We start from the raw sequence: 25637 nt of genomic DNA, 5'->3' as shown, positions 1-25637 counted from the left end.
CTGTTTGGAGCCAGGCGGCATGCTCATCCGAAAGCGACCGTCGAGATGGCATCTGTTCCGCTGCGCCCAGCCTCGATTAAGGTCGGGCGTTTGCTGCTGAAGGCGCCCGAACTACCGTCCCCGCCTCCAGCACGCTTTTCTCGGTCCCGGCTTTGGGAATTGCCTCGCCCGCGCCGGGCTCGTGATGCCACCGCCGAACACGGCGGCACCGTAACGGCCCTCCATCGGCCCCCGACACTCGGCGAACCGAGTGTCGTTATCGGGCCGCCGGAAGAGAGACTTTCAGAGCCCGACGACGCCTGGCAATTCCGAGATGCCGGCGATCTCGGTATAGCCGTAATAGGGATTGGCCGGCTCGTGACCGCGATTGACCCAAACCTTGTTCTTGATCCCGAGGTCATGTGCGGACATCAGATCGTACCGGAACGAGGAGGAGCAATGCAGTATGTCCTCCGGACCGCAACCAAGCATGTCCAGCATATATTCGAAGGCCCGGAAGTGCGGCTTGTAGGCCTGAGCCTCTTCGGCGGTGTAAACGGCGTGGAAAGGCGCGCCGAGCTTCTCGACGTTGGACATGATCTGCGAGTTCATTGCATTTGACAGGATGACCAGCGGAATTTCCTTGGCCACCTTGGCAAGCCCAGCCGGAACGTCCGGATGCGGCCCCCAGGTGGGAACGCGTTCGTATACCATCTGGGCGTCTTCGTCCTTGAAGTCGACGCCGTTGCGCTTGCAGGTCCTCGCCAATGCGTTATGGACCACCTCCGCATAGGGCTTCCAGTCGGCCATGACTTCATCGAGCCGGTACGCAGAGAAGTCCGCGATGAACTGCAGCATTTTCTGCTCGCTCATTCGGTCGCCGTAAAGATCGCGTGCCGCCTCCGCCATCTGGAAGTTGATCAGCGTGCCGTGGCAATCGAAGGTGATGTATTTCGGGCGGAAAGTGGTCATGCGCTTCGTCCTTTTTTGGCGGGGATCTGTTTCCGTTATGAGCAATCGTAGGCCGGTCCCAGCCGCTGTATCGTTCGGAATCCCCGGTTCGTCAGCAGAAAACTCTGGACCAGAGGTCAGCTTAGCCCTTTCGATTGCGCGTGAACGGTGATCCGACCGCCGCGGCGCCGAGGGCGGGGCGGCCATTTCCCAGTCAATAAAGGGATGAAAACACTGTAAACCTGCCTTCCAGCACCTGCTCCAAACGCTGAACATGCCGCCATGCATATCCGCCCCGCCACATCCGCTGATGCTCCCGCCGCCCTTCGAGCGCTATACACGAGTTGGCGTTCGGGTTGGATGGCGATGCTGTCCTGCCCGTATCCGGCATTACGCACCACAGACCCGCGAACCCGTCGAGCTGTCAGGATAGATGGGAACCGGAAAGATCGACCCGGTCCAGTCACTCCCGCATGCTTCGCGGACGATCGCTGTGCGCCCCAAATCGGTCGTTGAGGAACAGCCCCGGTTACTCGAAAGCGGACATCGATAGCGGCCGCGCAACAAACGCGTCCCGAGCCCGAGGTGCCGTTGCGTCACGTTCGGATCACACCATCCTCTAACGCCAGCAGGTCACTCGTGCGGAAGGGGTCCCCGGAAAGGCCATGCTTTGCTCCCCTTCGAACGATAAAGAGAAGGGGCGAATGAACCGCCCCGGTCTCATCGTAGCAACAGTGCCTGAGCGCTAGTTTTTCAGGCGCGCTTGAGGGCTGGCTCCAGGCCAACGGCGGCGGCTAACCCGCCGATATCCTTGATCTCGGTGTATTCGTAATAGGGATTGGCCGGCTCATGGCCGCGGTTGACCCAGACCTTGCTCTTGATGCCGAGGTCATAGGCGGTCATCAGGTCGTAGCGGAAGGATGAGGACACATGAGTAATGTCTTCGGGCCCGCAGCCGAGCTTGTCGAGCATGTATTCGAAGCCCTTCATCAGAGGTTTGTATGCCCCGACTTCTTCTGCCGTGATTACCATATGAATGGGCGCGCCCAGCTTTTCCACGTTCGACATGATCAGGCTGTTCATCGAGTTCGACAGGATGACCAACGGAATTTCCTTGGCCACCCTGGACAGGCCAGCCGGGACGTCCGGGTGCGGACCCCAGGTTGGCACTTCGTCATAGATGCGTTGCGCGTCTTCCGGTTTGAACGGGATACCGATGCGTTTGCAGCTGCGTTCGATGGAATTGTGCACCACTTCGAGGAAAGGTTTCCATGGCCCTAGCACCTCGTCAAGGCGATAGCCTCTAAAAGCCTCGACAAAGCCGGCCATCGCTTCTGGGGAGAGACGCTCGCCGTAGACGCGTCGCGCAGCGCCGGCCATGTCGAAATTGGTGAGCGTGCCGTAGCAGTCGAAGGTGACGTACTTCGGTCGAAATTGAGTCATGGCGTGTATTCCTTCCAATTTTCACGGCACAGTGTGCCTATACAAGGTCATGGTGCTGGGCATGCCGCCTGTCTAAAGAGGTCGCGGTGCCGATAGACCGCGATGCGGCAGCGTATCTGAGCAGTTTCATTGCCTTTGCCTTTTTTGATATCGGGCCAGTTCCACCCAGCGGAGCACTCCAACTTGCTTGCTGCACTCCGGCCAGTGGGAGCACACTGGCATAACTTTGTGGCAATGGCAATTGATTGTCCAACAATTTTTGGACGGTCGATCGTCCTGCCGCTTGCCGACAGCTTGAGTGCGTCGTTATTCACACAGAACAAATTGCGCGGTGATGCGGCGAAAATCCGTGATATTTGCTCGCTATTGCACGTATTCATCAGAAATCCTGCGCAGTCGTCAATCGTCATTCGGCAGAAAAGATCGATCCCAACGGCAAGAAATCTCTATCGAAAAAATAAAATTGTTGTACAAAAATTGGAAAGTGACATACTGAGGCCATCGAGCTGCCCATTCTCGAGGCAGGATCTGAATGAGTTGAAGATGGGTCACAAGCATCAGTGCGGGCCAGCCCGCGTCCCTGAGCTTTCCGAGGCGTGTCATCCCGTAGGCGCTGCGGAAGCCGAAGAAATCGCCGAACGGCTATATGGCGCGCGTGGCTCGGCCACGCGCTTTGAAACTGAGAAAGACGACACGTTCCTCCTCAACTGCGCGGCCCAGGGGAAGTTCGTGCTAAAGATCGCTCATCCTTCCGAGCGGATGGAGGAGCTCGATTTCCAGGTCGCGCTGATGCGTCATCTCGAGCAGCAGGCCCCTGATTTACCCATCCCCCGTGCACTTCGCGACGTCGACGGCGCGGATTTGCCCATCGTCACTACGAGTGCCGGCGAGCGGCGGGTGGTGCGGCTCATTACCTTCCTCCCCGGTACTCCGCTCGACCGGACATCTGCCACAGCCCCACAGCGCGAACGGATCGGCGAAATCCTGGCAAAGCTGCGTCATTCCATGGCCGATTTCTCGCATCCCGCAGACGGTCGGGCGGTGGCATGGGACGTCACCCATCTGCCCGATCTCACCGATCTGTTGAGCTTCATCCCCGCGGGCGGCAAGCGGGCCTGGACCGTCCGCGCGCTCGAGCGGTTTGCCGAAGTCAAGCCGAGCCTCGACCTGTGCCGGCGGCAGGTGCTCCACAACGACTTCAATACGTCGAACCTGGTCGTCGATCACGCCAGCCCGCAGTTCCTGACCGGCGTCATCGACTTCGGCGATGCGGTCCGTACCGCCATCGCCGTCGATGTCTCCACGGCGTTGATGAATCAGATGCCAAAAACGTTCGACCATGGGAACCGGCGTGACCTGTTCGACGAACCGCGCGACGTTCTGCGCGGCTATCTCCGCCACGCCGAACTGACGGACGAGGAACTCCGGCTCATCCCCTTCCTGTCGATGGGCCGTCTTGCGGTCCGTGCGCTGCTGACGTGCTGGCGCGCCGAAATCTTCCCCGAGAATAGCCGCTATATCCTGCGCAATACCGAAGCCGGCTGGGCCCACCTCGAGTGGTTCCACTCGATTTCGACCGCACAGATTTCCGATCTTCTGACACGATAGGAACCGTAATGTCCAAGCAAGCGACTATCCTGCCCAAGGGCTTCCGTGGCGACATGCCAAATGGCTTCAACCCTCAGGACACGTCTCATCTCACAAGTGAAGATCTGGCGCATATCGCCAGGCGGCAAAGGCTGCTCGGGCCCGCTTATCGGCTCTTCTACAAGTCGCCGGTTGAGATCTCCCGGGCCAAGGGCGTCTTCCTCTATGACAGGCACGGCAACGAATATCTCGACGCCTATAACAACGTGGTATCGCTGGGTCACTCTCATCCACGCGTCGTCGAGGCGATCCAGAAGCAGCTCGAGGTACTCTGTACCCACACGCGTTACATGCAGGAGCCCCTGCTGGACTATGCCGAAGCCCTGATCAATACGTTCGGTGGCGAACTCGGCCGAACCGGATGCGCGATGTTCACATGCACCGGCTCGGAAGCCAACGATCTCGCCTTGCGTATCGCGCGTTACCACACACGCAAGACCGGCGTCATCGTCACGGCCGAAGCCTATCACGGCAACAGCGGCGCGGTAGCGGCAATCTCGCCGTCGCTCGGCAAGAAGTCGGCTCTGGATCCCTATGTCCGCACGGTCGCCGCGCCTGATTCCTACCGCCTACCCGTCGAGGAAATCGGCCGGCGGATGGCGGAGGATGTCGCACGGCAGATCGCCGACATGGAGCGGCATGGCGGCGGCCTAGCGGCCTTCATCGCCGACTCCGTCTTCTCCTCCGATGGTCTCTATGTCGACCCGACGGACGTATTGGCGCCGGTGGCGGAAGTGGTGCGCAAGGCAGGCGGCCTGTTCATCGCCGACGAGGTGCAGTCCGGATTCGGGCGGACCGGCACCCATTTTTGGGGTCACTCCCGTCACAAGGTCGATCCGGACATCGTGACAATGGGCAAACCCATGGGCAACGGCTATCCCGTTGCCGGCGTAGTCCTGCGGCCCGAACTCATCGCCGAATTCGGATCCAGCATGCGCTACTTCAACACGTTTGGCGGCAACTCCGTCGCTATCGCCGCTGCAAGGGCCGTGCTCGACACGATCCTCGAAGAGGGCCTGTTGGACAACGCCGCCAAGGTCGGCGGCGAAATCCTCCATGGCCTGCGGGACCTACAGAAGAAATATGAATTCGTCGGCGATGTTCGCGGGGCCGGCCTCTATTTCGCCGTCGAACTCGTCAGGGATAGAGACCGGAAAACGCCGGACATGGACCGTGCGCTTGCAGCCGTCAATGCCTTGCGCGACCGGCGCATCCTCATTTCCGCGACGGGAGCGGACGCGCATATCCTGAAGATTAGGCCCCCACTCATCTTCACATCGGCCAATGCGGCGCGTCTGCTCGAGGGCGTCGACGAGGCGCTTCGGTCCGTGCAGATCTAGGACCCGCCACCATGCAGCCGGGCGGCACAATATCATCTCCCTTGCCCTACGCCGCCGCATGTGGCGTAGGTGTGCAAACAAAATCAACGAGCAGAGCCAAAGCCATGCCGACGCTGCACGCCAAGAATCAAGCCGAAGATCTTGAGATGAATGTCGAGCCCTTGCCCGCTAGCGCGGTGGAAATCCTGACACACGCCTTGCGACGGCGCATCTTGTCGGGAGATTTCCAACCAGGCGAGTTCCTTCGCGACGTGAAGATGTGCGAGGAGCATTCGACCTCGCGGCACACATTCCGTACAGCAGCCCAGGTGCTCGTCACGCAGGGCCTGCTGCGTCAGATACCGAATAGAGGCTTTGTGGTGCCTGAATTCGGGCCCGACGATATCGTCGATATCACACGCGTGCGCGGCGCCATCGAAGGCGAGGCCATTCGTCTGATCGTGCTGACCGGCGTCATCCCATCTCAGGCGCTGGAGGCGGTGGAGGTTATGCACAGGTCGACTCTATCCTCCGACAGATCCCTCCTGGTTGCTGCGGACCGCGACTTCCACCGCGCGATCATTGCCGCTAGCGGCAGCGCTCGGCTGAAGCGAACCTATTCAGACCTCGAGGGCGAGATTGAGCTTCTCCTCGCACAGCGGCAGGATTTCTACGCCACTGCCGAAGAAATGGCGGAAGAACACGAGCGGCTCATCAACAGCTTGAGAAGCCGCCACTACGATACGGCGCGGGAGGCGTTCCAGGAGCACTGGGAAGATCTCCAGATCAAATTGCTCGATCAACGCTGACCTGCGCTCCCTGCGGAATTTGACAGCTCCGAAGGATAACCTGCCAGGCGGCGCTGAGGATGCCGGTGCCGCCGGTTCGACGCGGAGCAAGCACCATCTTGGATGCTTCGTCTCCGGCTCCGCCAGAGCCTGCTTTTCGGCGGAGTCGCGGCGTCGACGCCAATCGCATGGCGCCGAAGGCGCAGAACGGCCGTTGCCAGCTAACTTGAGCAAATAACGCTACGGAGAAGTTTGATGCGTGAATACTCCATCGCAGCCATACCCGCGGACGGCATCGGACCTGAGGTGATCGCCGCCGGCCGAACGGTTCTTGCGAACCTGGAGATGCGACTCGGCGACGTCAAGTTCACCGTCGAAAATTTCGACTGGGGATCTGACTACTACAAGAAACATGGTGTGATGATGCCGTCGGACGGGCTGGAGCAGCTCAAGAAATTCGACGCTATCTATTTCGGCGCGGTCGGAGCACCGGATGTTCCGGACCATATCACCCTGTGGGGACTCAGATTGCCGATCTGCCAGGGCTTCGACCAGTACGCCAATGTCCGGCCAACCAGGATCCTGCCTGGCATAACCTCCCCGCTGCGCAATTGCGGCCCCGGCGACCTTGACTGGGTGATCGTACGCGAGAACTCCGAAGGCGAATATTCTGGCCATGGCGGCCGCGCCCACCGCGGCCTGCCCGAAGAGGTCGGCACTGAGGTCGCCATCTTCACCCGCGTCGGCGTCACCCGCATTATGCGCTACGCGTTTATGTTGGCCCAATCCCGCCCGCGCAAGTTGCTCACGGTCGTTACGAAGTCGAATGCCCAGCGACATGGCATGGTCATGTGGGACGAGATCGCTTCTGAGGTGGCGGAGGAATTCCCCGACGTGACGTGGGACAAGATGCTGGTCGATGCCATGACGGTCAGGATGACGCTCAAGCCGCAGAGCCTCGACACCATCGTGGCAACGAACCTGCACGCCGACATTCTCTCCGATCTCGCTGGCGCGCTTGCCGGTAGCCTGGGGGTTGCACCGACGGCGAATATCGATCCGGAGCGCCGCTTTCCCTCGATGTTCGAGCCGATCCACGGCTCCGCCTTCGACATTACCGGCAAAGGCATCGCTAACCCGGTTGCCGCCTTCTGGACTGCTGCTCAGATGCTCGACCACCTCGGCGAGCGGGAGGGTTCGGCCCGCCTCATGCGCGCTGTCGCGCGGGTGACCGGCGCCGGGATTCTTACCCCTGACGTGGGCGGTTCCGCCACTACCCGGGAGGTTACCGAGGCGGTCTTCGACGCGATCCACTCCTCTAACGTTTAGGGACACGTGGCCGACTATGATCTGGGACGATAAGAAAGCAAGGAAGGCATTGCGCCGGATCTTTGACGCTGCTGTCGGCAGCGCCGACCCCGCGTTGATCGTCCCGCGGCATCTGCCGCCCCCGCCGAAAGGCAGATGTTTCGTGATCGGCGCCGGAACCAACTCGCACCAACATCAACGACATCCGCGCCATCAGCGGGAGCTAGCCAATGAAACTTGATCGGATCGACGTTAAGATACTTAACGCATTGCAGAAGAATGGCCGAATGACGAATGTCGAGCTTGCGGAAATGGTCAATCTCACCCCAAGTCCCTGTTTGCTGCGAGTGAAAAAGCTGCAGGCGGAGGGCTATATCGAGGGCTATTCTGCGCAGATCAATATCGGAAAACTGGGCCAGACGTTGACGGTGTTCACCGAAATCACGCTGAAGAACCACCGTCAACTCGACTTCGCGAGATTTCTTACTGCGATCGAGAAGGTCGATCAGGTCATCGAGTGCCATTTGGTTTCGGGAAGCTACGATTATCTCGTAAAATTCATCACCGCCGGAATCGAAGAATATCAGACGCTGATGGAGCGGCTGCTCGATTCAGAAATCGGCATTGACAAGTACTTCAGCTTCGTCGTGCTGAAATCGCCCCTCGTCAAAGCGCATCTGCCGCTGGCAAGCCTGTTCCAGCAGTAACCTCGTAGCAGACCTCCATGCGGGCGGTGTGGCGGCCGTGCGGCATTGATGAGCAGCCGGCATCTCGTGCCGGTAGATTGATGAGAGACGACAACCGAAGAACCGGCGGGCTTAGAATAGATGCACCCGCCTTTTCAAAACTGCGGAAGCGGGGAATTGCAGCGTCTTCTGCTCCCTCGTTCGATCGCCGTGAAGATCGCATGTCGCCTCCGCCATCTGAAAGTTGATCAGCCTGCCGTGGCAGCGGAAAGTGGCCATGCGCTTCGCCTTTTTTGGCGGGGGATCTTTTTCCGTTATGAGCAATCGTCGGCCGCGCCTCGGCCGCTGTAACGGCCGGATGCGCCGACTCGTCAGCAGAAAAGTCTGGACTAAAGGTCAGGTTGGCTCTTTCGATTTCGCGCGAAGGTTGATGCAACCGTCGAGGCGCCGAGGGCGGAGCCGCCATTTCCCAGCAGCAATGGATAAAAACACCGTGACCCGCTTCTCGGCACCTGCCGCGAAGGCTAATCATGCCGGCATGAATATTCGCCCCGCCTCATCCGCAGACGCTCCCGCCGTCTGGTCCATTATTGAACCCATGATCCGAGCGGGAGAAACCTATGCGCTTGATCCCAACCTGAGCCGGGCAGAGGCTCTTGCGTACTGGATGGGAGCAGAAAAGGAAGTCTTCGTTGCCGAGCAAGCGGGCGCCATCCTCGGCACCTATTACATGCGTCCCAATCAGGCTGGCGGTGGTCAGCATGTTTGCAACTGTGGATACGTCACAGCGCCTGATGCGACCGGTAAAGGCGTCGCACGTAGTTTGTGCGAACACTCAATGGCAACCGCCCGCGCCCACGGTTATCGGGCGATGCAGTTCAACTTCGTCGTGAGCACCAACCTGCGGGCCATTTCGTTATGGCAGAAAATGGGTTTTAAAGTCGTGGGCACATTGCCCGGCGCGTTCAGGCACACGACGTATGGCTACGTTGACGCCTTCGTTATGTATCAAGCGCTATAGAGGCAGTTGCGTTCGCGACGTTGGGTGAGATGCTGTCCTGCCCGTATCCGCATTGACACACCACAGACCCGCGAACTCGTCGAGCAGCTTATATCCAGTCGCGGTGACAGTCGCGCCCTTCGCCGTTTCAGCACCTGCCCGCCGCCTCATGGCCGCGATAGGAGGGCGAGTGGATGAGGCAGATCGCACCGTCGAGTTCGACAAGCGGGTCCACGCATTTTTTCCACCAGATCAACCGAGTGCCTGACTGACCAGCGCGTAGTTGCGGTGATCCGTGGGTTTGCTTTGCCCGCACGCGGCCCCGCGACGTCGCATCTTGATCCCACAGCCGGCGTGGTTGAGCCCGCGCGCGGTGAGCCATCCTGCAAGATCCATGGAGACATCCGTGTCGATACGGACGAACCTGCCCTGGTGATGGGCGAGCAGGAAATCGATCAGGGCCCTGGCTTCGGAATCGTTTCTCGCTACCACCGGTCCGATGACCAGCCCACGGCCGAAAGACCGGATCGCCGCGAAGGCCTGGATCTCGCCGTCATCGCGAATGACAGCGAACTTCGCCCGCTCGCGCAGAATCTCCATCAATGCCGAACGGTCATGGCCATTTGCCGCGCGGTCCAGCGCCACCAAGTAGGCATGATCGCCGCTCTCGCTCCATGTTACATCGGCCGGCGCCTCAACCCGCAACGGCTTGCCCTGGTGCTGCACGGTCTCGCCAGTCGCAGCGAAACCCACCTTCTCATAGAGCGGAAGACCTTCCTGCGTCGCCACCAGATAGCAGGTGCGCTCTCCCGCCTTGGCAAGCGCCTCTTCCAACATCTTCCGGCCGAGGCCGCGGCCGCGCATCGCGGCATCGACGATGACCATGTTAATGGTGGCGGCATTATCGCCATAGGGCGTCATCATAACGGTCGCGACGAGGCGATCCTCTTGGAGTGCGACGATTCCCTGGCTGATTGACTGAACCAGTTCCCAATCCTCGCGCCGATGCGGCCATTGGACCTGGCGGGACAGTTCCAATGCACCGTCCAAATGCCTTGGTGTCATCTTCTCGAGAACGATCTCTTGGTTGGTCATGATGCGGTTCCGGCCTGTGTCTTCAAGGTTCAAGGTACACCGCAGAAGACAGCAGTTCCTCCCGACGCAAGGCAGTGCGCGAAGCGTTCGCGCTAACCTATGCCGCCCGCGCCGCATCTTGTGCCGACCGTGGCGAGCCTGCGCACTGACGCCCAAGCTCGGAAAGACGCCTGCGGCGACTCTCTGCCAAAACCTATATGCGATACAGAACAATCTGCTTCCGGTCGCGGCGAATGCGGCCACTAGTCTCACCGCTCTCCCCCTATGGTGATAACGGTGCTGGGCGTGCTGTGCCGATGCATCCTGTGAATCCAAAAATAGAGAGGTCATGCATGAAAACGCTGCTGCTTAAGAAGGATGAGGTAAGACGGCTAATCGGCATGACGGAAGTCATCGGCGCGGTGGAAGAGGCTTACAAGGCCTTCAGCAGCGATCAGGTGGAACAACCTGACTATATCGGAATACATCTCCCCTCTCTCCGTGGAGAAATCGACTTCAAGCTTGGCTATTACAAAGTCAATGAAATCATCTCCATGAAAGCGCACTCTGGAGGGTTCACCAACAACCCGGCAGAACACGGCGTGCCGAATAGCATGGGCACCATTCTCCTGTTTGATGCCAGGAGTTGTGCGTTGATTTGCATCATGGATGGAAGCTTGATCACTGGCCTCAGAACGGGGGCGTCAGGAGCCGTCTCCGTCAAAGCACTGGCGAGAAAGAACGCCGGGACGATCGCATCGATCGGCACAGGTAATCAGGCGAGAATGCAAATCCGGGCGATCAACGAGATCATGAAGATCGAAGAGATCCACGCCTGGAGCCGCACCCCGGAAACGATTTCCAAATACAAGACAGACATCGAACGCGAATTCGGCATTCCCGTCATAGTCGCAAGCTCCAAGAAGGAAGCGGTTGAGCAGGCCGATATCTTGATTACGACGACCCGGGGAAAAGGGGAGCTTGTGGAAGCGGATTGGGTGAAGCCCGGTACACACATCGTTGCAATCGGCACAGATCAACGCGGCAAACAGGAGCTGGATCCGGAGCTCTTCAGGAATGCGAAAATCATCGTCGACTCGATCTCGCAATGCACAGAAAAGGGCGAGACCTGGCACCCGCTGAATAAAAACATCATCGCCAAAGGCGACATCCATGGCGAAATCGGCGAGGTATTGTTGGGAAGGAAGCCGGGACGAGAAAGTGATGACGAAATCACGATTTTCGATTCCACGGGGATGGCCATACAAGACAACACGACAGCCAGCAAAATCTATCAGAACGCAATAGCCAATAACGTTGGCACCTTCTTTCAGTTTTTTGAGTAATGACCATGCGCAATTACCCCACGATTCAGGACATCCGTGAAGCTCAGGAACGGCTGAAACCGCACGTCAGGCACACGCCGCTACTGCGTGCGGACAAAATCGAGAAAGCCGCTGGCTGTCAGCTTTATCTCAAGCCCGAAACCCTGCAGATCACTGGCGCATTTAAAATCCGCGGCGCCCTGAACAAGGCGCTTTCGCTCTCGAGAGAAGAGATCGCAAACGGCATTATTGCGACCTCGTCGGGCAATCATGCCCAAGGGCTTGCTTATGCCGCCAGGATGCTGGGCGTGAAAGCGATATTGGTGCTTCCGGTCACCTCGCCCAAAATCAAGATCGAAAACACAAAAGCCCTCGGGGCAGAAGTCATTCTTTTCGATGGCGACACCGCCGCCAGATGGAAAAGGGTGTATGAAATCGCTGAAGAAAACAGATACGCGGCTGTTCACGCCTTTGAGGACCCCATCGTGATGGCCGGTCAGGGAACGATCGGGTGTGAAATACTCCAGGACCTGGACGACGTAGATACGGTCATCGTTCCCGTAGGCGGCGGAGGCCTGATCTCGGGAATCGCCACCGCCATAAAAGAAACGAAACCATCGGTTCGCGTCATCGGGGCAGAGCCTGCTCTGACTCCAAAATATTTTCACAGCCGGATCAACAAGGAGCGCACATCGCTTCCCTTGAAGAACACCATTGCAGATGGCTTGAGAATAAGCGTTCCGGGTCAAAACCCGTATCCGATTATCGAAAAGTATGTGGACGAGATCGTTCTTGTTGAGGACGAGCACATCATCGCCGGAATGCGCGCTCTTGCCAAGGAAGCGAAATTGATCGCTGAACCAGCCGCCTCGATTGGTATTGGAGCGTTGTTGGCCGGCTCCATAAAGGTCAAACCGGATGAGAAAGTTTGCGCGGTGTTGAGTGGTGGAAACTGGGACCTATGCGACCTTGCCGAGATATACAAGGCAGCGGGGTAATCAGTTACAGCTTCGGTCAGTTCACCACCTCGATCGCGGTTGAACGTCCGCGCTTCTCATATCCCTCTGCGCAAATACAAACATTCCGACCGCGGGGCGAATCGCGGATTTCATTCGGCAGGGACGATAGACCAAGCCATACATGGGAGCCACCGATGAAACATGCCCGCAAGTTCTATATCGACGGTGAGTGGGTCGAGCCCACGGTATCCAGGGCTCGCGAGGTCATCGATCCATCAACCGAGCAGCCGATAGGAACGATCGCGATCGGCAGTGCCGCCGACGCCCAAAAGGCGATTGCAGCCGCGCGTAGCGCCTTTTCCTCCTTCTCGCAGACGACGAAGGACGAACGGCTCGCGCTGCTGAGGCGAATTCTATCAATCCTGAAGCGCCGCAATGACGAGATCGGCGACATCATCTTGCGGGAAATGGGCGCGCCGCTCGCGATGGCCCGGGCCGAGCAGGCCGCCCTTGGTGCTGCCCATTTCGAGCAGACGATCAAGACCTTCGAGACGTTCGCCTTCGAATACATGCAGAGGACCACGCGCATCGTGCACGAACCGGTCGGTGTCGTTGCGATGATCACGCCGTGGAACTGGCCGATCAACCAGATCGCCTGCAAGGTCGCTCCGGCGCTCGCCACGGGATGCACCATGGTACTGAAGCCTTCGGAGATCGCTCCCTTCAACGCGGTGATCTTTGCCGAGATCATGGATGAAGCTGGTGTACCGAAGGGAGTCTTCAACCTCGTTCAGGGCGACGGCCCGACGGTTGGCACGATGCTAGCCAGCCATCCGGACGTGGACATGGTGTCCTTCACCGGTTCGACTCGCGCCGGCATTGCCGTGGCGCAGGCGGCGGCACCGACGGTCAAGCGGGTGCATCAGGAGCTCGGCGGCAAGTCGCCGAACATCATCTTGCGCAGCGCCGACTTCTCTGTAGCAGTAAGCGCCGGGGTACGGCGGTGCTTCGGCAATTCCGGCCAAACCTGCACTGCGCCAACACGGATGCTGGTGCCGGCGGAGCGAATGGACGAAGCAAGCTCGATCGCCGCAACGGAAGCGGCTGCGCTCGTTGTCGGTCCCCCTTCGGATCCGCGCACCGACCTCGGACCAGTCGCAAGCGCCGCCCAGTTCGACAAGATCCAGGCGTTGATCGAACGCGGCATCGCGGAAGGAGCGGAGCTCGTCGCCGGTGGCCCTGGCCGCCCTTCGCATCTCAATGCGGGCTATTACGTGCGCCCGACCGTGTTTGCCCGCGTCACCAATCAGATGACGATTGCGCGGGAGGAAATCTTCGGCCCGGTGCTGTCGATCATCGGTTATGACAGCGAGGATGAAGCGATCGCGATCGCCAACGACACGCCTTACGGCCTGGCAGCCTACATTCAGGGCGATCCGAAGGAAGCGCGGGCGCTCGCAGGCAGGCTGCGCAGCGGCACTGTTCGCCTTAACAGCTCCGCCTGGGACAGCGCCGCCCCTTTCGGCGGCTACAAGCAATCCGGCAACGGTCGGGAGTACGGGAAATTCGGACTGCACGAGTTTACCGAGGTCAAGGGCATCGTGGGCTTCTTGAACGAGTGAATGGTCAAAGTGCGGTGTACCCGTTCCGGATGCCTACACAAGGGGCTGTGATAAACAGTCAAGCGGGAGATCCAAGCGTGTCCGCGATCAGCGCGCCTCGTTGGTTCGGCCCCATGGGCCATCCTGCTCTCTCGCAAATTCGGCAGTCGCCGGCGGCGGCGAGAAGATCTCGCATCAGAGGCCGCTCTTGCATGTCGCGGCGCATGTCGCGAGGAGTTGCCGGGACCTCGTGACAATCGTTGAAAATAGAGGAAAATTCGTTGCGACATGTGCAACATGCAACGGCGATAATACTTCAACCGTACTTTGACTTAAGTCTTTGGATTGGCCGTATTTTTTAATGGTGCCCGGAGGCGGATTTGAACCACCGACACGCGGATTTTCAATCCGCTGCTCTACCAACTGAGCTATCCGGGCATCCTGCCTTTGGGCAGCGGCTTCGGTTTGGAAGCCGTGGGGGCGCTTGGTTCGCCCCGGAAGCGAGCGGGGTTATAGCATCTTGTTCGCCGGTGTCCAGCACCAAATGACTCTTTTTTGAAGGAAATCCGCGAGCCATGAATAAGGGGTGAAAAGCGAAAGGATTCAGCAGGATCGCGCGGAAGACAGGGCGTACTCGCACGACGCGGACGGCTCGTTGGTGAACGGGTGGCCGAAGCCGCCCAAATCGCCTAGCGATCCTCGTCGTCGTCGGCTTTCGACTCGTCGTCGGCGACGGGGATCGCATAGGAGCCGGAAAGCCAGCGGTTAAGGTCGACATTGCGGCAACGCTCGGAGCAGAAGGGAAAGTGCTCACGCGCCGACGGGCGGCCGCATTCCGGGCAGGGCCGCGTCGGGCGCAGGGGCTCGACATTCGAGCCGTTGTTCTTGCCTTCGCCACTCACTCGTCTTCAGCCTTCCAGCCAGCGGCCGTGGACGTCGTACCCCTCGCCGATCAGGAGATTGACGGTTTCATAGAGCGGCAAGCCTACCACATTGGTATAGGAGCCGACGAGCTTGACGACGAAACTTCCGGCGATGCCCTGGATGCCATAGCCGCCCGCCTTGCCGCGCCACTGGCCGGAGGCGAGATAGCTCTCGATGTCGTAGCCGGAAAGGCGCTTGAAGCGCACCTTTGTGTCGACCACCTTCTGGCGGAGCGTCCGGTCCGGCGTGACGAGGCAGATACCCGTATAGACGCGGTGGCTTCGGCCGGACAGGAGGTGGAGCGCGCTCGACGCTTCGCTGATCAGTTCCGGCTTCGGCAGGATGCGGCGGCCGACGCAGACGACCGTGTCGGCCGCGAGAATATAGCTCCCGTCCCAGCCCGGCTCCCCTTTGATCGCCGCCAGCGCCGCCTTGGCCTTCTCGGCGGAAAGCCGGCGGGCCAGCGAACGAGGGTGCTCGGCGCGCTTGGGCGTCTCGTCGAGATCCATCGGCAGCAGGCGCGCCGGCTCGATGCCGGCCTGCGCCAAAAGTTCGACGCGACGCGGCGATCCGGAGGCCAATATCAGTTTCTGGGTGACTGTCATAAGCGAGCCGTCAAATCCCGGAGGTTACCGCCGCCAAAGCCGGGACTTACTTGAAGCGGTAGGTGATGCGGCCCTTCGTCAGGTCATAAGGGGTCATCTCAACCAGCACCTTGTCGCCGGCGAGAACGCGGATGCGGTTCTTGCGCATGCGGCCGGCGGTGTGGGCGATGATTTCATGGTCGTTCTCCAGCTTCACGCGGAACGTCGCGTTGGGAAGCAATTCCGTGACCACGCCCGGAAATTCGAGGACTTCTTCTTTCGCCATGCAGGATTGTGCTTTCTCATGTTCAAGAGCGGATGCGCCAACGCATCCCGAAAATTTTGCCGGAAACTACACAATCGCCAGGGGTTTGTGAACCCGCCTTGATACGCGTTTTTTCCGCTATTCTACCCTACGCTGCCGGCACGGCTTTCAGCGACGCAAAAGCGAGCGGCGCCGTCCTTCAGCCGACCTTCTCGCGGCCGGCCAACCGGCTGGCAATGAGGCCGGCGAGGTGATCCCTGACGGCGCGATAGGCCCCGACGATCTGGTCGCGCGTACCCGTCGCCACCGTCGGATCCGGCGTCGGCCAGTAGATGACGTCGACGGCCATCGAGCGGGTCAGTTCCAGCGCCTTGTGATGGGCCTCCGGCGCCAGCGTCACGATGACGTCGAAAAAATCGTCTTCGAGCTCTTCGAGCGTGCGCGGCTGGTGGCGCCCGATCGTCAGTCCGACCTCATCGAGGACCACGTCGACGAAGGGATCGCGCTCGCCTTGGCGCACGCCCGCCGAGGCCACATAGGTTCCCTTCGGCAGGGAGGCCCGCGCCAGCGCTTCGGCCATGGGCGAGCGGATCGCGTTCATTCCGCACATGAACAGGATCGAGCGGGGCGTCCTCTGCTGTGGCAAGGCGATCCCGGTCATGTCCGCCTCCGTCAGCCGCGCCAATAGAGCACGCAGACCAGCGTGAAAAGGCGCCGCGCCGTATCGAAATCCAGCCTGATCTTACCGGAAAGCCGATCCATCAACGTCTGCGAGCCTTCGTTGTGGATGCCGCGCCGTCCCATGTCGATCGCCTCGATCTGGCTCGGCGTCGCCGAGCGGATCGCCTCGTAATAGCTTTCGCAGATCAAGAAATAGTCCTTCACGATGCGGCGAAAGGGAGTGAGCGACAGAATGTGGGTGGCAACCGCCTCGCCGCCATCCGTCGAGATGGCGAAGACGAGTTTCGAATCGACCAGCGACAGATTGAGTCGATAGGGGCCGCCGGTATGGCCGACGGGCTCGAACAGGTTCTCTTCTAACAGGTCGAAAATCGCAACCGCACGTTCGTGCTCTACGTCGGGCGTCGAGCGGCCGATCGTCTCGTCCAGCACGACATCGCAGAGGCGCAGGTGGCGATCGGCCCTCATCCCTCGCCCCCGAGATTCAGGCGGATGGCGACCGAGCGGGAATGGGCCTCGAGGCCTTCGGATTTGGCGAGCGCGATCGCCGCCGGGCCGAGAATACGCAACTGTTCGGGCCCAAGCCGGAGAATGGAGGTCCGCTTCATGTAGTCGAGCACGCCGAGGCCGGAGGAGAAGCGCGCCGAGCGCGCCGTCGGCAGGACGTGGTTGGAGCCGCCGACATAGTCGCCGATCACCTCCGGCGTGTGGCGGCCGATGAAGATGGCGCCGGCATTGCGGATCTTCGGGACCATCGAATCCGGATCGGCCATCGCCAGTTCGAGATGCTCCGCGGCGATCCGGTTGGCGAGCGGCACTGCCTTGTCGAGATCCGGCACCAGGATGACGGCGCCGAAATCGCGCCAGCTCGCCCTTGCCGTCTCGGCGCGCGGCAGCGTCTTCAGCTGCCGCTCGACCGCCTGTTCGACCGCTTCGCCAAAGGCGGCGTCATCGGTGATCAGGATCGCCTGGGCGCCGGCGTCGTGCTCGGCCTGGGCCAGCAGATCCGCGGCGATCCAATCGGGGTCGTTGTCGCCATCGGCGATCACCAGCACCTCCGAGGGGCCGGCGATCATGTCGATACCGACGGTGCCGAAAACCTGCCGCTTGGCAGCTGCGACATAGGCATTGCCAGGACCCATGATCTTCGCCACCGGCGCGATCGTCTCCGTCCCATAGGCAAGCGCCGCGACGGCCTGGGCACCGCCGATGCGATAGATTTCCTCGACATCGGCGAGCCGCGCCGCCGCAAGCACGGCCGGGTTGACCGCACCGCCCATTGCGGGCACCACCATGACGATGCGCGGCACGCCGGCGACCTTGGCCGGCAGCGCGTTCATCAAAACCGAGCTCGGATAGCTGGCGGTGCCGCCCGGCACGTAGAGCCCAACCGCATCGATCGCCGTCCAGCGCGAGCCGAGGCCGACGCCCATCTGATCCTCGTAAAGATCATCCTTCGGCACCTGCCGGCGATGATGCGCCTCGATGCGGGTCGCCGCAACCTTGAGCGCGCCAAGCACCTCCGGCTCGACCGCGTGGATCGCCGCGTCGATCTCGGCCGCACTCACCTTCATCGCCGTGACGTTGAAATCGATGCCGTCGAAGCGGGCGGAATAGTCGGCGAGCGCGGCATCGCCGCGGGTGCGGACGTCGTCGATGATGGCCCGTACGGCGGCGTTGACGTCTTCGGAAACCTCCCGCTTGGTGGTCAGGAACGCGGCGAACTCACGTTCGAAGCCGCTGTCGAGAAAGTTCAACCTGATTGCCAATGCGATGATCCTTTGGTGGTAGCGGCGCTTTGCTCAGTCGCCTTCGGGATGGCGCGGCTTGAAGGCGGTTTCCCACGCCCCGCCGGTATCGGCAAGCTGTGCCTCGATGCATTCCACATCGAGCGCGATCAAGGCATCGCCGGCAAGCACGATCTCGACCGTTCCCTCGGGCCCCTCCCCCTTGACCGAGAAGCGCAGCGCCAGGAGATCGAGTACCGCTTCCATGTCGGTCCGGTCGAAGCCGAGCGAGCGCACCGCCGTGACGCACTTGAACAGCAGCAAGGCGCGGCGGCGCTCGAAACTGCGGCGTTTGCCTTCCGCCTTTTCCCAGGCGAAGCGGTTGATGACCAGGGAAAACTGGTGACGGCGCGCATCGTAGAGGATGCCGGCCACCTTGAAGACTGCGTCTTGCACATGAGCGGAAACGACCCCAAGGTCCTCCTCGTCGAGTGCCAGCAGTTTCAAAGCGTCCATGCGATTCCATCCGGTCCGTTCAAGTCCCGCATTTAAGCAGGTGATCGCAAAGGACATAGGACGTCGCGCCCGAAACCGCAACGGGTGCAGGCGCGCCAAGCCGGAATCAGTCGCTGACGCGTTCCACATGGGCGCCACAGCGCGTCAGCTTCTCTTCAAGCCGCTCGAAGCCGCGGTCGAGGTGGTAGACGCGCGACACCATCGTCTCGCCCTCGGCGGCAAGCCCGGCGATGACAAGCGAGACGGAGGCGCGCAGATCGGTCGCCATGACCGGGGCGCCCTTCAGGCGGCCGACGCCCTCGATCTTCGCCGTCTGGCCGGAGAGCGAGATCTTCGCCCCGAGCCGCGCCAGCTCCTGCACATGCATGAAGCGGTTTTCGAAGATCGTTTCGGTGATGTGGGAAACGCCGCTCGACTTGGTCATCAGGCCCATGAACTGGGCCTGGAGGTCGGTCGGGAAGCCCGGGAAGGGATCGGTGACGATATCGACCGGCCGGATGCCGGTGCCGTTGCGGACGATGCGGATGCCGCTGTTCGTCTCGCTGATCTCGGCGCCCGCGCGGCGGATCGCTTCAAGCGCGGTATCGAGAAGGCTCGCTTCCGTGTCCTCGAGGATCACGTCGCCGCCGGTCATCGCCACGGCCATGGCATAGGTGCCGGTCTCGATGCGGTCCGGCAGCACGCGATGGCGGGCGCCCGCCAGCGAGCGTACGCCCTCGATGGTGATCGTGCCGGTGCCCGCGCCGGTGATCTTGGCGCCCATGGCGTTCAAGCACTTGGCAAGATCGGCGACCTCGGGCTCGCGCGCGGCATTGCCGATCACCGTCGTACCGTTGGCAAGGGTGGCCGCCATCATCAGCACATGCGTGGCGCCGACGGAAACCTTCGGGAACACATAGCGCCCGCCGATCAGCCCGCCTGCGGGCGCCGTGGCGTTGACGTAGCCGCCGTCGATCTCGATGTTGGCACCGAGCGCCGCCAGGCCCTCGATGAACAGATCGACCGGCCGCGTGCCGATGGCGCAGCCGCCCGGCAGCGAGACGCGCGCCTTGCCTTCGCGGGCGAGCAGCGGCCCGATCACCCAGAAGCTGGCCCGCATCTTGGAGACGAGCTCGTAGGGCGCTGTCGTCGAGACGATGTTGCGGCTGGTGAAATGGATGGTGCGGGCGTAGCTCTCGCCCTGGCGCTCGCGCCGGCCGTTGACGGAAATATCGGCACCGTGATTGCCGAGGATGCGGATCAGCTGCTCGACGTCGGCGAGATGCGGCACGTTTTCCAGGGTCAGCGTGTCGTCGGTCAGGAGCGACGCGATCATCAGCGGCAATGCGGCGTTCTTCGCGCCGGAAATGGGGATGACCCCGTGAAGTGCATTTCCGCCTACGATCCTGATGCGATCCATGAGACCTCTCGCACGGGCGCCGCCCGCTTTCTTAAAATCCGGTGTTTCTGAAGGGCGTCTCTTAGTGGAGATGCCGCGAAAATAGAAGTGCCTTGAAATGCGAAGTCGACAAGAATGGCGGAAGCCCGCGAAGCCGGCGATTTTATCCCCCGCCGATTACTAATCGTCCGATTCGTCCGATTTTGCGGCAGGCAATCCGGACGTCTCGTCGGCGTCGCCAGCCCGGCGGGCCCGCGCCTGCTGCTTGCGGCGCTGGAGATTGTCGCGCAGGGTCTTCGCCAGCCGCTGGCGCCTCACCTCCGCCTCGCTTTTGCCCGCTGCCGCGCCGCTTCGGGAACCCGCCGCGCGCTCTTTCTCGTCATCGTTCTGCATGCTCATGGATTAGCGCAAAAGCCGATGCGGCGGAAGCAGCAAGGCGATTTCCGACCGAGCAAATTGTCGAAATGTTTGAAGCGTTTTTCTGTTCCTGGCCCACGCCAACGCATTGGAAACAGCGCATTTTGTGATTTCGCACCCGGCCTGCCGCGCGCCGGCACGACCCAGCCCCGGCAAAAACTTCGAAATGCGCCTTGCGCTCACCCTCAAGCTATGGCAATAGGCGCCTCGCTTGCTGCGGCGTACCACCCAACGCCGCCGGATGCTGCTATAGCTCAGGGGTAGAGCACTCCCTTGGTAAGGGAGAGGCCGAGAGTTCAAATCTCTCTAGCAGCACCAGTTTTCCCTCAGTGAAATCAACAGTTTGCCCAGAAATCAATGGGTTAGGCTTTCGTTTGTTCCAGCGCACTGTTACAGCGGAGCTATGAACGACATGCCTTCCCACACCCGTCTCTTCCGTCGTGGCAATGTTTGGTGGCACCGTGGACCGGTCCCGCGTGACATCCAAGACACCTACCCCAAGACCGAAGAAACATTCTCGCTGAAGACGTCAGATCACAAGGAGGCACTGCGGCGCCTTCCTCGTGCCATGGCCGAAGTCCAGGAGCGGTTCGACGAGCACCGCCGAATGCTCGCTCGGCAGCAAGAGCCAGCATTGCTGGAACTGACACCGGAACAGCTCAAACACATCGAGGACGTGTATTACTGGCACCTAATGGATGAGGATGAAGAGGTGCGACTTGCTGGACTGGACGATGCCGGTTTCGAGGAGCTGAACGACCTCATTGATTTGGCGGAGGACGTTGGCCGTTACGAATTTGCTCGGGGCCAAATGTATTCTCCTTTCACAGAGAGCGAAGCTGCTGAGGTCCTGACTTGGTCCAGCGTAGACCTCAAGCTCGACAAGGCTTCATCGAGTTGGCCAAGGCTCTACCGTGCAATCCAAACAGCAACTGTGAGAGCCGCACAAGCAAGACGACAGCGCAGCGAAGGCTCCCCCGTGGAAACTCCACCGGAGCCGCAAGTCAACAAGCCAGCGGACAGACATCTCGCCTCGACGCTGATCGGAGAGTGGGTGGCCGAGAAGAGCCGCGTGAAAGGCGGCTGGACCCCAGCAACGGCAGCGGCGAACAAGCTCTGGGCCGAGCGTTTCGTTGAGATGGCAAGTGACCGCCCGATAGACGGCTACGGCAAGTCGGACGCGCGAGAGTTCAAGACCGCCCTGCTCTCACTCCCGCCAAACTGGACTAAGGTCAAGGGCCTTGAGAAGCTGGCCATGAAGGAGGCGGCCAAACGCGCCGCTGAGCTGAAAATTGAGCCAATGTCGGGAAAGAACGTCAACAAGGTGCTGGGCTTCGTCAGGGCGTTCTGGAACTGGGCAAAGGCAAACTACGACGTCCCGAGCAACCCCTTCGACGGGCTGAACGTCAAAATCAGCGGCAAAGCTCGTGACGAGCGGCAACCGTTCACGCTGGCCGAACTGTCCACCATCTTCAAATCCCCGATTTACACGGGCTGTCAGAGCGTCCGATATCACAACAGTCCAGGCGACCTGATCCCGAACGACAACGGCGTCTACTGGGTACCTCTCGTCGGTCTATTCACGGGCTGCCGCTCGGGCGAGATCATTCAGCTCCGAACCAAGGACGTGAAGGCCGAAGGGGGGATCGCCTACATCGAAGTCACCGATGAGGGCGAGGAACTCAGCCTCAAGAATAGCGGCTCGCGTCGCCGCATACCGGTTCATAGAAAGCTCAAGGAGTTCGGATTTCTTCGCTTTGTCGAACGACAGCGGAAGCTCGGGCATAAACGGCTGTTCCCCGACTTCCCGAAAGCAAAGGACGGCACTTACTCCACGGCCTATTCAAGGAAGTTCAGCAATCTGCTGAAGGCGCTTGAAGTCAAACACGACAAGATTTCGTTCCACAGCTTCCGCCACACCTTCGAGGACGCTTGCCGGAACAGCCGCATCCCTCTTGATTTCGTCAATGCGCTCCAGGGCCACGCTCAGCAAGGCATGGCCGGGCGCTATGGCAACGGCCTCTATGGGCTGAAGCTTCTGAGCGAAGAAATGGAGAAGCTCCAATACGATGGGCTCGACCTGTCGCATTTGTTTACGAAGAAAGTTTAAGCTTCGTTCGCGGCAGGTAGGCAGTTGACGGCGGTTGATCGTTCTTGCACTTTCGACTTCACACCTTGGGCGGGTCTTTCTCTTTCCTCATACATCCAAAAGCGAAACGCATGTCTGACGACCTCAAAACCATTTCCGACAAGCTTTGGACCACTGCAGACAAGCTTAGGGCCAATTCGGGTATCCTGCCCGCTGAATATGCCCGGCCAGTACTGGGCCTGCTGTTTCTGCGTCATGCGGATGAGCGGTTCTCTGAGGTCGAGGCCAAGGTTGCGCCCCGGGAGGGGTCGCGCGTACGTCCGAGCCCGGAAGCTTACAAGGCGGAGGGGGCGATCTTCCTCCCGCCTGAGGCTCGCTTTACTTTCTTGCTCAGTCTCCCGGAAGGTTCGAACCTTGGCCGGGCGCTCACGACGGCCATGCGGGAAATCGAAGCAAAGAACCCGGAATTGGCCGACGTCCTGCCGAAGACTTATCAGTCGATCCCAGATGACGTCCTGGTCGAATTGCTCCGGGCTCTCCAGCCGCTTAAGATCGCCGGTGATGCCTTCGGCCATGTCTATGAGTATTTCATGGGCAATTTCGCCAAGGATACCATGCAGAAGGGCGGCGAGTTCTACACGCCCTCCTCCATCGTCCGGCTGATCGTCGAAATCATCGAGCCCTTTCACGGGCGCATTCTGGACCCAGCCTGTGGCTCTGGCGGCATGTTCGTGCACTCGGCGGACTTCGTGAAGCGTCACCAGAAGGAACCCGACAAGGAACTGTCGATCTATGGTGTCGAGCGCACCCGGGAGACCTGGCGCTTGGCCCAGATGAACCTTGCGGTGCATGGCCTCTCCGGCAAGATCCTCGACGCCGACACCTATCGCGACCCGGTGTTTGAAGAGGTGATGCCGAAGAAAAACGACAAGGGCCGTTACGAGGGGCCGGGCGGCTTCGATTTCGTCATGGCCAATCCACCGTTCAACGTGAAGGAACTCGACAAGAGCAAACTACTGGACGTCGCCAATCGCTTCCCCCATGGTGTCCCGAGTGCCGACAATGCCAACTATTTGTGGATCCAGTTCTTCTGGTCGCGACTGAGCGAGACGGGTCGCGCCGGGTTCGTCATGGCCAATTCGGCGGCCGATGCCCGGGGCACGGAACAGGAAATCCGAAGGAAGCTGATCGAAAGCGGCAGCGTGGATGTCATCGTTTCGGTCGGTCCAAATTTCTTCCTGACGGTCACCCTTCCCTGCACCCTGTGGTTCTTTGACAAGGGCAAGACTAGGGGACCAAGGGCCGACGAGGTGCTGTTCCTCGATGCCCGTCACATCTTCCGCCAGATCGACCGCGCCCACCGCGACTTCACCGAAGAGCAAGTCGAAGCTCTGGCTAACATCGTGCGACTCTGGCGCGGCGAGGAGCCGGAGTTCTTCACCCAGTCCAAGGCGTGGCTGGAGGAGCGCTTCCCGGGACTTGTCTACGGCGATATCGCCGGTCTATGCCGCAGCGCGACCCGAGCTAATATTGAAGGCCAAGGCTGGTCGCTCAATCCGGGACGCTATGTCGGGGTCGCCGCCGGTCAAGTGGACGATGAGGATTTCCGCGAGAAGCTGGAGGAGTTGCACGAGGAACTGGAGGTGCTGAATATTGAGGCGGCACGGCTGCAGTCGGCTATTGCCCAAAATCTGGCTGAGGTTCTTCGATGAAAACTGAGAAGCTGGGTAATCTTGCGGAGTTCAGGAATGGCCTCAACTATACCGATGCCGACAACGGCTCTGGCCTCGCAGTGGTCGGCGTCTCGGACTTCCAAGACAAAGTTGTAATCGACACCGGCAACCTCCCCCAGCTCAGCTTATCTGCCTTGTCGAAACCAGATGCGCTCATTCATGAGGGCGATGTCCTGTTCGTAAGATCGAACGGGAACCGCGAACTCATCGGGCGATCTGTTTATGTCAATACAGAGCCCACGATGCCCACTTCGCATTCAGGCTTCACGATCCGTTGTCGTTTCCATGACCGAAGGTGTTATCCGAGGTACTACGCCTATCTTTTTCGAGGATCGATTATCCGCCAAACCCTGTCCTCCCATGGTGGTGGAACGAACATATCAAATCTCAACCAACAGATATTGGCGGACCTGGATGTGCCAGTGCCGGACCTTTGGATGCAAGAGAGGATCGCTGGCATCCTGTCTGCATACGACGACCTAATCGAGGTCAATCAGCGGCGCATTGCGATCCTTGAGGACATGGCACGGCGGCTGTTCGATGAATGGTTCGTTCGCTTCCGCTACCCGGGCCATGAGGCTGTGCCGTTGATCGAGACGGAACTCGGGATGGTGCCGGAGGGGTGGCAGATAGAGACAGCACGACAGGCGCTAACGTACACAGGTGGCGGCACGCCTTCCAAGGCTGAGCACAGGTATTGGCGCGATGGCGACATACAGTGGTTCACGCCAACTGATTTGACGAAATCGGGACAGACGTTTCTACGTCGGTCGTCCCTCATGATCACCAAAGAGGGCCTAGCCAAAAGCTCCGCGCGGTTGTTTCCGGCATTCTCTATCATGATGACGAGCCGCGCCACCCTTGGGGTGTTTGCGATCAACACAGAACCGGCGACGACGAACCAAGGCTTCATCACCTTCCTTCCGAGTAGCCGAACACCTGTCTATTTCCTCGTCCATATGTTGAAACGAGAGTTCCCGCGCATGGAGGCCGTAGCTAGCGGCGCAACCTTTAAGGAGATTACAAAGGGCGCGTTGGGCGAGTTGGTCTTTGCCTTTCCGCCCGAAACTCTGACTCACCGATTTGAGCAACTTGCTACGCCAATGATGGAACAGATAGCGACCGTTTCACGACAGAATGACAGCCTCCGCGCCGCTCGTGACCTACTGCTTCCCAAGCTGATCTCCGGCGAGATCGACCTCTCAGCGGCCGAAGAGACCTTTGCCGAGGCAGCGGAATAGCC

The 25637-nt window shown here is 60.2% G+C and carries 24 protein-coding genes, 2 tRNA genes and 1 pseudogene; 13 read left to right on the top strand and 14 right to left on the bottom strand.

From position 1 onward, the window contains the following. Positions 1-282: 282 nt before the first annotated feature. Positions 283-951 carry a haloacid dehalogenase type II gene (locus tag USDA257_RS01145; RefSeq protein ID WP_041413763.1) on the bottom strand — a complete coding sequence of 223 codons (669 nt, stop codon included), beginning with the start codon at positions 949-951 and terminating at the stop codon, positions 283-285. 732 nt (positions 952-1683) lie between these two features. Next, positions 1684-2373: a haloacid dehalogenase type II gene (locus USDA257_RS01140; RefSeq protein WP_014761022.1), complete on the bottom strand. Its 690-nt coding sequence runs from the start codon at positions 2371-2373 to the stop codon at positions 1684-1686. A 543-nt stretch (positions 2374-2916) separates the two neighbouring features. Here USDA257_RS01140 and USDA257_RS01135 point away from each other — a divergent pair. The 5 genes from USDA257_RS01135 to USDA257_RS01115 all read left to right on the top strand — a co-directional run bounded on the left by USDA257_RS01135 (position 2917) and on the right by USDA257_RS01115 (position 8142). Next, a complete protein-coding gene (locus USDA257_RS01135; protein ID WP_041413761.1) occupies positions 2917-3981 on the top strand; it encodes a phosphotransferase in 1065 nt (354 codons plus the stop codon). 8 nt (positions 3982-3989) lie between these two features. Continuing rightward, positions 3990-5360, top strand: coding sequence for an aspartate aminotransferase family protein (locus USDA257_RS01130; protein ID WP_014761020.1), 1371 nt, complete (start codon positions 3990-3992; stop codon positions 5358-5360). 104 nt (positions 5361-5464) lie between these two features. Then, a complete protein-coding gene (locus USDA257_RS01125; protein ID WP_041413758.1) occupies positions 5465-6148 on the top strand; it encodes a GntR family transcriptional regulator in 684 nt (227 codons plus the stop codon). A 234-nt stretch (positions 6149-6382) separates the two neighbouring features. Beyond that, complete coding sequence (locus tag USDA257_RS01120; protein ID WP_014761018.1) at positions 6383-7456, top strand: tartrate dehydrogenase; 1074 nt, start codon at positions 6383-6385, stop codon at positions 7454-7456. Positions 7457-7665: 209 nt separating this feature from the next. Next, positions 7666-8142 (top strand): Lrp/AsnC family transcriptional regulator, encoded by a 477-nt coding sequence (locus USDA257_RS01115; RefSeq protein WP_014761017.1) that lies wholly within the window; start codon positions 7666-7668, stop codon positions 8140-8142. Positions 8143-8295: 153 nt separating this feature from the next. Here the strand turns inward: USDA257_RS01115 and USDA257_RS38665 are convergent. Continuing rightward, positions 8296-8400, bottom strand: a pseudogene (locus tag USDA257_RS38665) (haloacid dehalogenase type II); the annotation flags it as partial. 259 nt (positions 8401-8659) lie between these two features. Here USDA257_RS38665 and USDA257_RS01110 point away from each other — a divergent pair. Beyond that, the gene (locus tag USDA257_RS01110) at positions 8660-9142 is read left to right on the top strand and encodes a GNAT family N-acetyltransferase (protein ID WP_041414888.1); all 483 of its coding nucleotides are present in this window, start codon (positions 8660-8662) and stop codon (positions 9140-9142) included. 231 nt (positions 9143-9373) lie between these two features. On the opposite strand, the gene USDA257_RS01105 is transcribed toward USDA257_RS01110, so the two are convergent. After that, positions 9374-10216: a GNAT family N-acetyltransferase gene (locus USDA257_RS01105; protein WP_041414887.1), complete on the bottom strand. Its 843-nt coding sequence runs from the start codon at positions 10214-10216 to the stop codon at positions 9374-9376. 332 nt (positions 10217-10548) lie between these two features. On the opposite strand from USDA257_RS01105, the gene USDA257_RS01100 reads away from it, so the two are divergent. The 3 genes from USDA257_RS01100 to USDA257_RS01090 all read left to right on the top strand — a co-directional run bounded on the left by USDA257_RS01100 (position 10549) and on the right by USDA257_RS01090 (position 14101). Beyond that, the gene (locus USDA257_RS01100; RefSeq protein ID WP_014761013.1) at positions 10549-11541 is read left to right on the top strand and encodes an ornithine cyclodeaminase family protein; all 993 of its coding nucleotides are present in this window, start codon (positions 10549-10551) and stop codon (positions 11539-11541) included. After that, positions 11541-12518: a threonine/serine dehydratase gene (locus tag USDA257_RS01095; protein ID WP_014761012.1), complete on the top strand. Its 978-nt coding sequence runs from the start codon at positions 11541-11543 to the stop codon at positions 12516-12518. The genes USDA257_RS01100 and USDA257_RS01095 overlap by 1 nt, the downstream gene beginning before the upstream one ends. A gap of 155 nt (positions 12519-12673) precedes the next feature. Continuing rightward, on the top strand, positions 12674-14101 hold the full coding sequence (locus USDA257_RS01090) for an aldehyde dehydrogenase family protein (protein ID WP_041413755.1): 1428 nt from the start codon (positions 12674-12676) through the stop codon (positions 14099-14101). Between the two features lie 341 nt (positions 14102-14442). Here the strand turns inward: USDA257_RS01090 and USDA257_RS01085 are convergent. The 10 genes from USDA257_RS01085 to USDA257_RS01040 all read right to left on the bottom strand — a co-directional run bounded on the left by USDA257_RS01085 (position 14443) and on the right by USDA257_RS01040 (position 20554). Further along, positions 14443-14518, bottom strand: a tRNA-Phe gene (locus tag USDA257_RS01085). A 251-nt stretch (positions 14519-14769) separates the two neighbouring features. Then, positions 14770-14982: a DNA gyrase inhibitor YacG gene (gene yacG, locus USDA257_RS01080; RefSeq protein WP_014761011.1), complete on the bottom strand. Its 213-nt coding sequence runs from the start codon at positions 14980-14982 to the stop codon at positions 14770-14772. A gap of 6 nt (positions 14983-14988) precedes the next feature. Beyond that, positions 14989-15609, bottom strand: coding sequence for a Maf-like protein (locus tag USDA257_RS01075; protein WP_014761010.1), 621 nt, complete (start codon positions 15607-15609; stop codon positions 14989-14991). A gap of 46 nt (positions 15610-15655) precedes the next feature. Beyond that, positions 15656-15874 (bottom strand): translation initiation factor IF-1, encoded by a 219-nt coding sequence (gene infA, locus USDA257_RS01070; protein ID WP_014327290.1) that lies wholly within the window; start codon positions 15872-15874, stop codon positions 15656-15658. 178 nt (positions 15875-16052) lie between these two features. Next, the gene (locus USDA257_RS01065; protein WP_014761009.1) at positions 16053-16514 is read right to left on the bottom strand and encodes an arsenate-mycothiol transferase ArsC; all 462 of its coding nucleotides are present in this window, start codon (positions 16512-16514) and stop codon (positions 16053-16055) included. An 11-nt stretch (positions 16515-16525) separates the two neighbouring features. Further along, positions 16526-17002 carry a UPF0262 family protein gene (locus USDA257_RS01060; protein ID WP_014761008.1) on the bottom strand — a complete coding sequence of 159 codons (477 nt, stop codon included), beginning with the start codon at positions 17000-17002 and terminating at the stop codon, positions 16526-16528. After that, positions 16999-18303, bottom strand: coding sequence for a histidinol dehydrogenase (gene hisD / locus USDA257_RS01055; RefSeq protein WP_014761007.1), 1305 nt, complete (start codon positions 18301-18303; stop codon positions 16999-17001). Before hisD ends, USDA257_RS01060 begins: the two co-directional genes overlap by 4 nt. A 33-nt stretch (positions 18304-18336) precedes the next feature. Further along, on the bottom strand, positions 18337-18777 hold the full coding sequence (locus tag USDA257_RS01050; protein WP_041414884.1) for a DUF2948 family protein: 441 nt from the start codon (positions 18775-18777) through the stop codon (positions 18337-18339). A gap of 106 nt (positions 18778-18883) precedes the next feature. Next, positions 18884-20176 (bottom strand): UDP-N-acetylglucosamine 1-carboxyvinyltransferase, encoded by a 1293-nt coding sequence (gene murA, locus USDA257_RS01045; RefSeq protein WP_014761005.1) that lies wholly within the window; start codon positions 20174-20176, stop codon positions 18884-18886. Between the two features lie 159 nt (positions 20177-20335). Continuing rightward, positions 20336-20554 (bottom strand): hypothetical protein, encoded by a 219-nt coding sequence (locus USDA257_RS01040; RefSeq protein ID WP_041413752.1) that lies wholly within the window; start codon positions 20552-20554, stop codon positions 20336-20338. A gap of 261 nt (positions 20555-20815) precedes the next feature. Here USDA257_RS01040 and USDA257_RS01035 point away from each other — a divergent pair. From USDA257_RS01035 to USDA257_RS01020, 4 genes are all read left to right on the top strand, one after another. Continuing rightward, positions 20816-20890: transfer RNA gene (locus USDA257_RS01035), tRNA-Thr, on the top strand. Between the two features lie 85 nt (positions 20891-20975). Then, positions 20976-22682 (top strand): site-specific integrase, encoded by a 1707-nt coding sequence (locus USDA257_RS01030; RefSeq protein WP_223843385.1) that lies wholly within the window; start codon positions 20976-20978, stop codon positions 22680-22682. Between the two features lie 110 nt (positions 22683-22792). After that, the gene (locus USDA257_RS01025) at positions 22793-24373 is read left to right on the top strand and encodes a type I restriction-modification system subunit M (protein ID WP_014761003.1); all 1581 of its coding nucleotides are present in this window, start codon (positions 22793-22795) and stop codon (positions 24371-24373) included. Beyond that, positions 24370-25635 (top strand): restriction endonuclease subunit S, encoded by a 1266-nt coding sequence (locus USDA257_RS01020; protein ID WP_014761002.1) that lies wholly within the window; start codon positions 24370-24372, stop codon positions 25633-25635. The genes USDA257_RS01025 and USDA257_RS01020 overlap by 4 nt, the downstream gene beginning before the upstream one ends. The last annotated feature ends 2 nt before the right edge of the window (positions 25636-25637 follow it).

The sequence above is a fragment of the Sinorhizobium fredii USDA 257 genome, assembly GCF_000265205.3.
Classification (GTDB): domain Bacteria; phylum Pseudomonadota; class Alphaproteobacteria; order Rhizobiales; family Rhizobiaceae; genus Sinorhizobium; species Sinorhizobium fredii_B.
This window is presented reverse-complemented; position numbering and strand designations above follow the sequence as displayed.

Bases quoted from the DNA above. Each gene is read 5' to 3' on its own strand.
- USDA257_RS01145 (WP_041413763.1), bottom strand. From the start codon at position 951: ATGACCACTTTCCGCCCGAAATACATCACCTTCGATTGCCACGGCACG.
- USDA257_RS01140 (WP_014761022.1), bottom strand. From the start codon at position 2,373: ATGACTCAATTTCGACCGAAGTACGTCACCTTCGACTGCTACGGCACG.
- USDA257_RS01135 (WP_041413761.1), top strand. From the start codon at position 2,917: ATGGGTCACAAGCATCAGTGCGGGCCAGCCCGCGTCCCTGAGCTTTCC.
- USDA257_RS01130 (WP_014761020.1), top strand. From the start codon at position 3,990: ATGTCCAAGCAAGCGACTATCCTGCCCAAGGGCTTCCGTGGCGACATG.
- USDA257_RS01125 (WP_041413758.1), top strand. From the start codon at position 5,465: ATGCCGACGCTGCACGCCAAGAATCAAGCCGAAGATCTTGAGATGAAT.
- USDA257_RS01120 (WP_014761018.1), top strand. From the start codon at position 6,383: ATGCGTGAATACTCCATCGCAGCCATACCCGCGGACGGCATCGGACCT.
- USDA257_RS01115 (WP_014761017.1), top strand. From the start codon at position 7,666: ATGAAACTTGATCGGATCGACGTTAAGATACTTAACGCATTGCAGAAG.
- USDA257_RS01110 (WP_041414888.1), top strand. From the start codon at position 8,660: ATGAATATTCGCCCCGCCTCATCCGCAGACGCTCCCGCCGTCTGGTCC.
- USDA257_RS01105 (WP_041414887.1), bottom strand. From the start codon at position 10,216: ATGACCAACCAAGAGATCGTTCTCGAGAAGATGACACCAAGGCATTTG.
- USDA257_RS01100 (WP_014761013.1), top strand. From the start codon at position 10,549: ATGAAAACGCTGCTGCTTAAGAAGGATGAGGTAAGACGGCTAATCGGC.
- USDA257_RS01095 (WP_014761012.1), top strand. From the start codon at position 11,541: ATGACCATGCGCAATTACCCCACGATTCAGGACATCCGTGAAGCTCAG.
- USDA257_RS01090 (WP_041413755.1), top strand. From the start codon at position 12,674: ATGAAACATGCCCGCAAGTTCTATATCGACGGTGAGTGGGTCGAGCCC.
- USDA257_RS01075 (WP_014761010.1), bottom strand. From the start codon at position 15,609: ATGACAGTCACCCAGAAACTGATATTGGCCTCCGGATCGCCGCGTCGC.
- infA (WP_014327290.1), bottom strand. From the start codon at position 15,874: ATGGCGAAAGAAGAAGTCCTCGAATTTCCGGGCGTGGTCACGGAATTG.
- USDA257_RS01065 (WP_014761009.1), bottom strand. From the start codon at position 16,514: ATGACCGGGATCGCCTTGCCACAGCAGAGGACGCCCCGCTCGATCCTG.
- USDA257_RS01060 (WP_014761008.1), bottom strand. From the start codon at position 17,002: ATGAGGGCCGATCGCCACCTGCGCCTCTGCGATGTCGTGCTGGACGAG.
- USDA257_RS01050 (WP_041414884.1), bottom strand. From the start codon at position 18,777: ATGGACGCTTTGAAACTGCTGGCACTCGACGAGGAGGACCTTGGGGTC.
- murA (WP_014761005.1), bottom strand. From the start codon at position 20,176: ATGGATCGCATCAGGATCGTAGGCGGAAATGCACTTCACGGGGTCATC.
- USDA257_RS01040 (WP_041413752.1), bottom strand. From the start codon at position 20,554: ATGAGCATGCAGAACGATGACGAGAAAGAGCGCGCGGCGGGTTCCCGA.
- USDA257_RS01030 (WP_223843385.1), top strand. From the start codon at position 20,976: ATGAACGACATGCCTTCCCACACCCGTCTCTTCCGTCGTGGCAATGTT.
- USDA257_RS01025 (WP_014761003.1), top strand. From the start codon at position 22,793: ATGTCTGACGACCTCAAAACCATTTCCGACAAGCTTTGGACCACTGCA.
- USDA257_RS01020 (WP_014761002.1), top strand. From the start codon at position 24,370: ATGAAAACTGAGAAGCTGGGTAATCTTGCGGAGTTCAGGAATGGCCTC.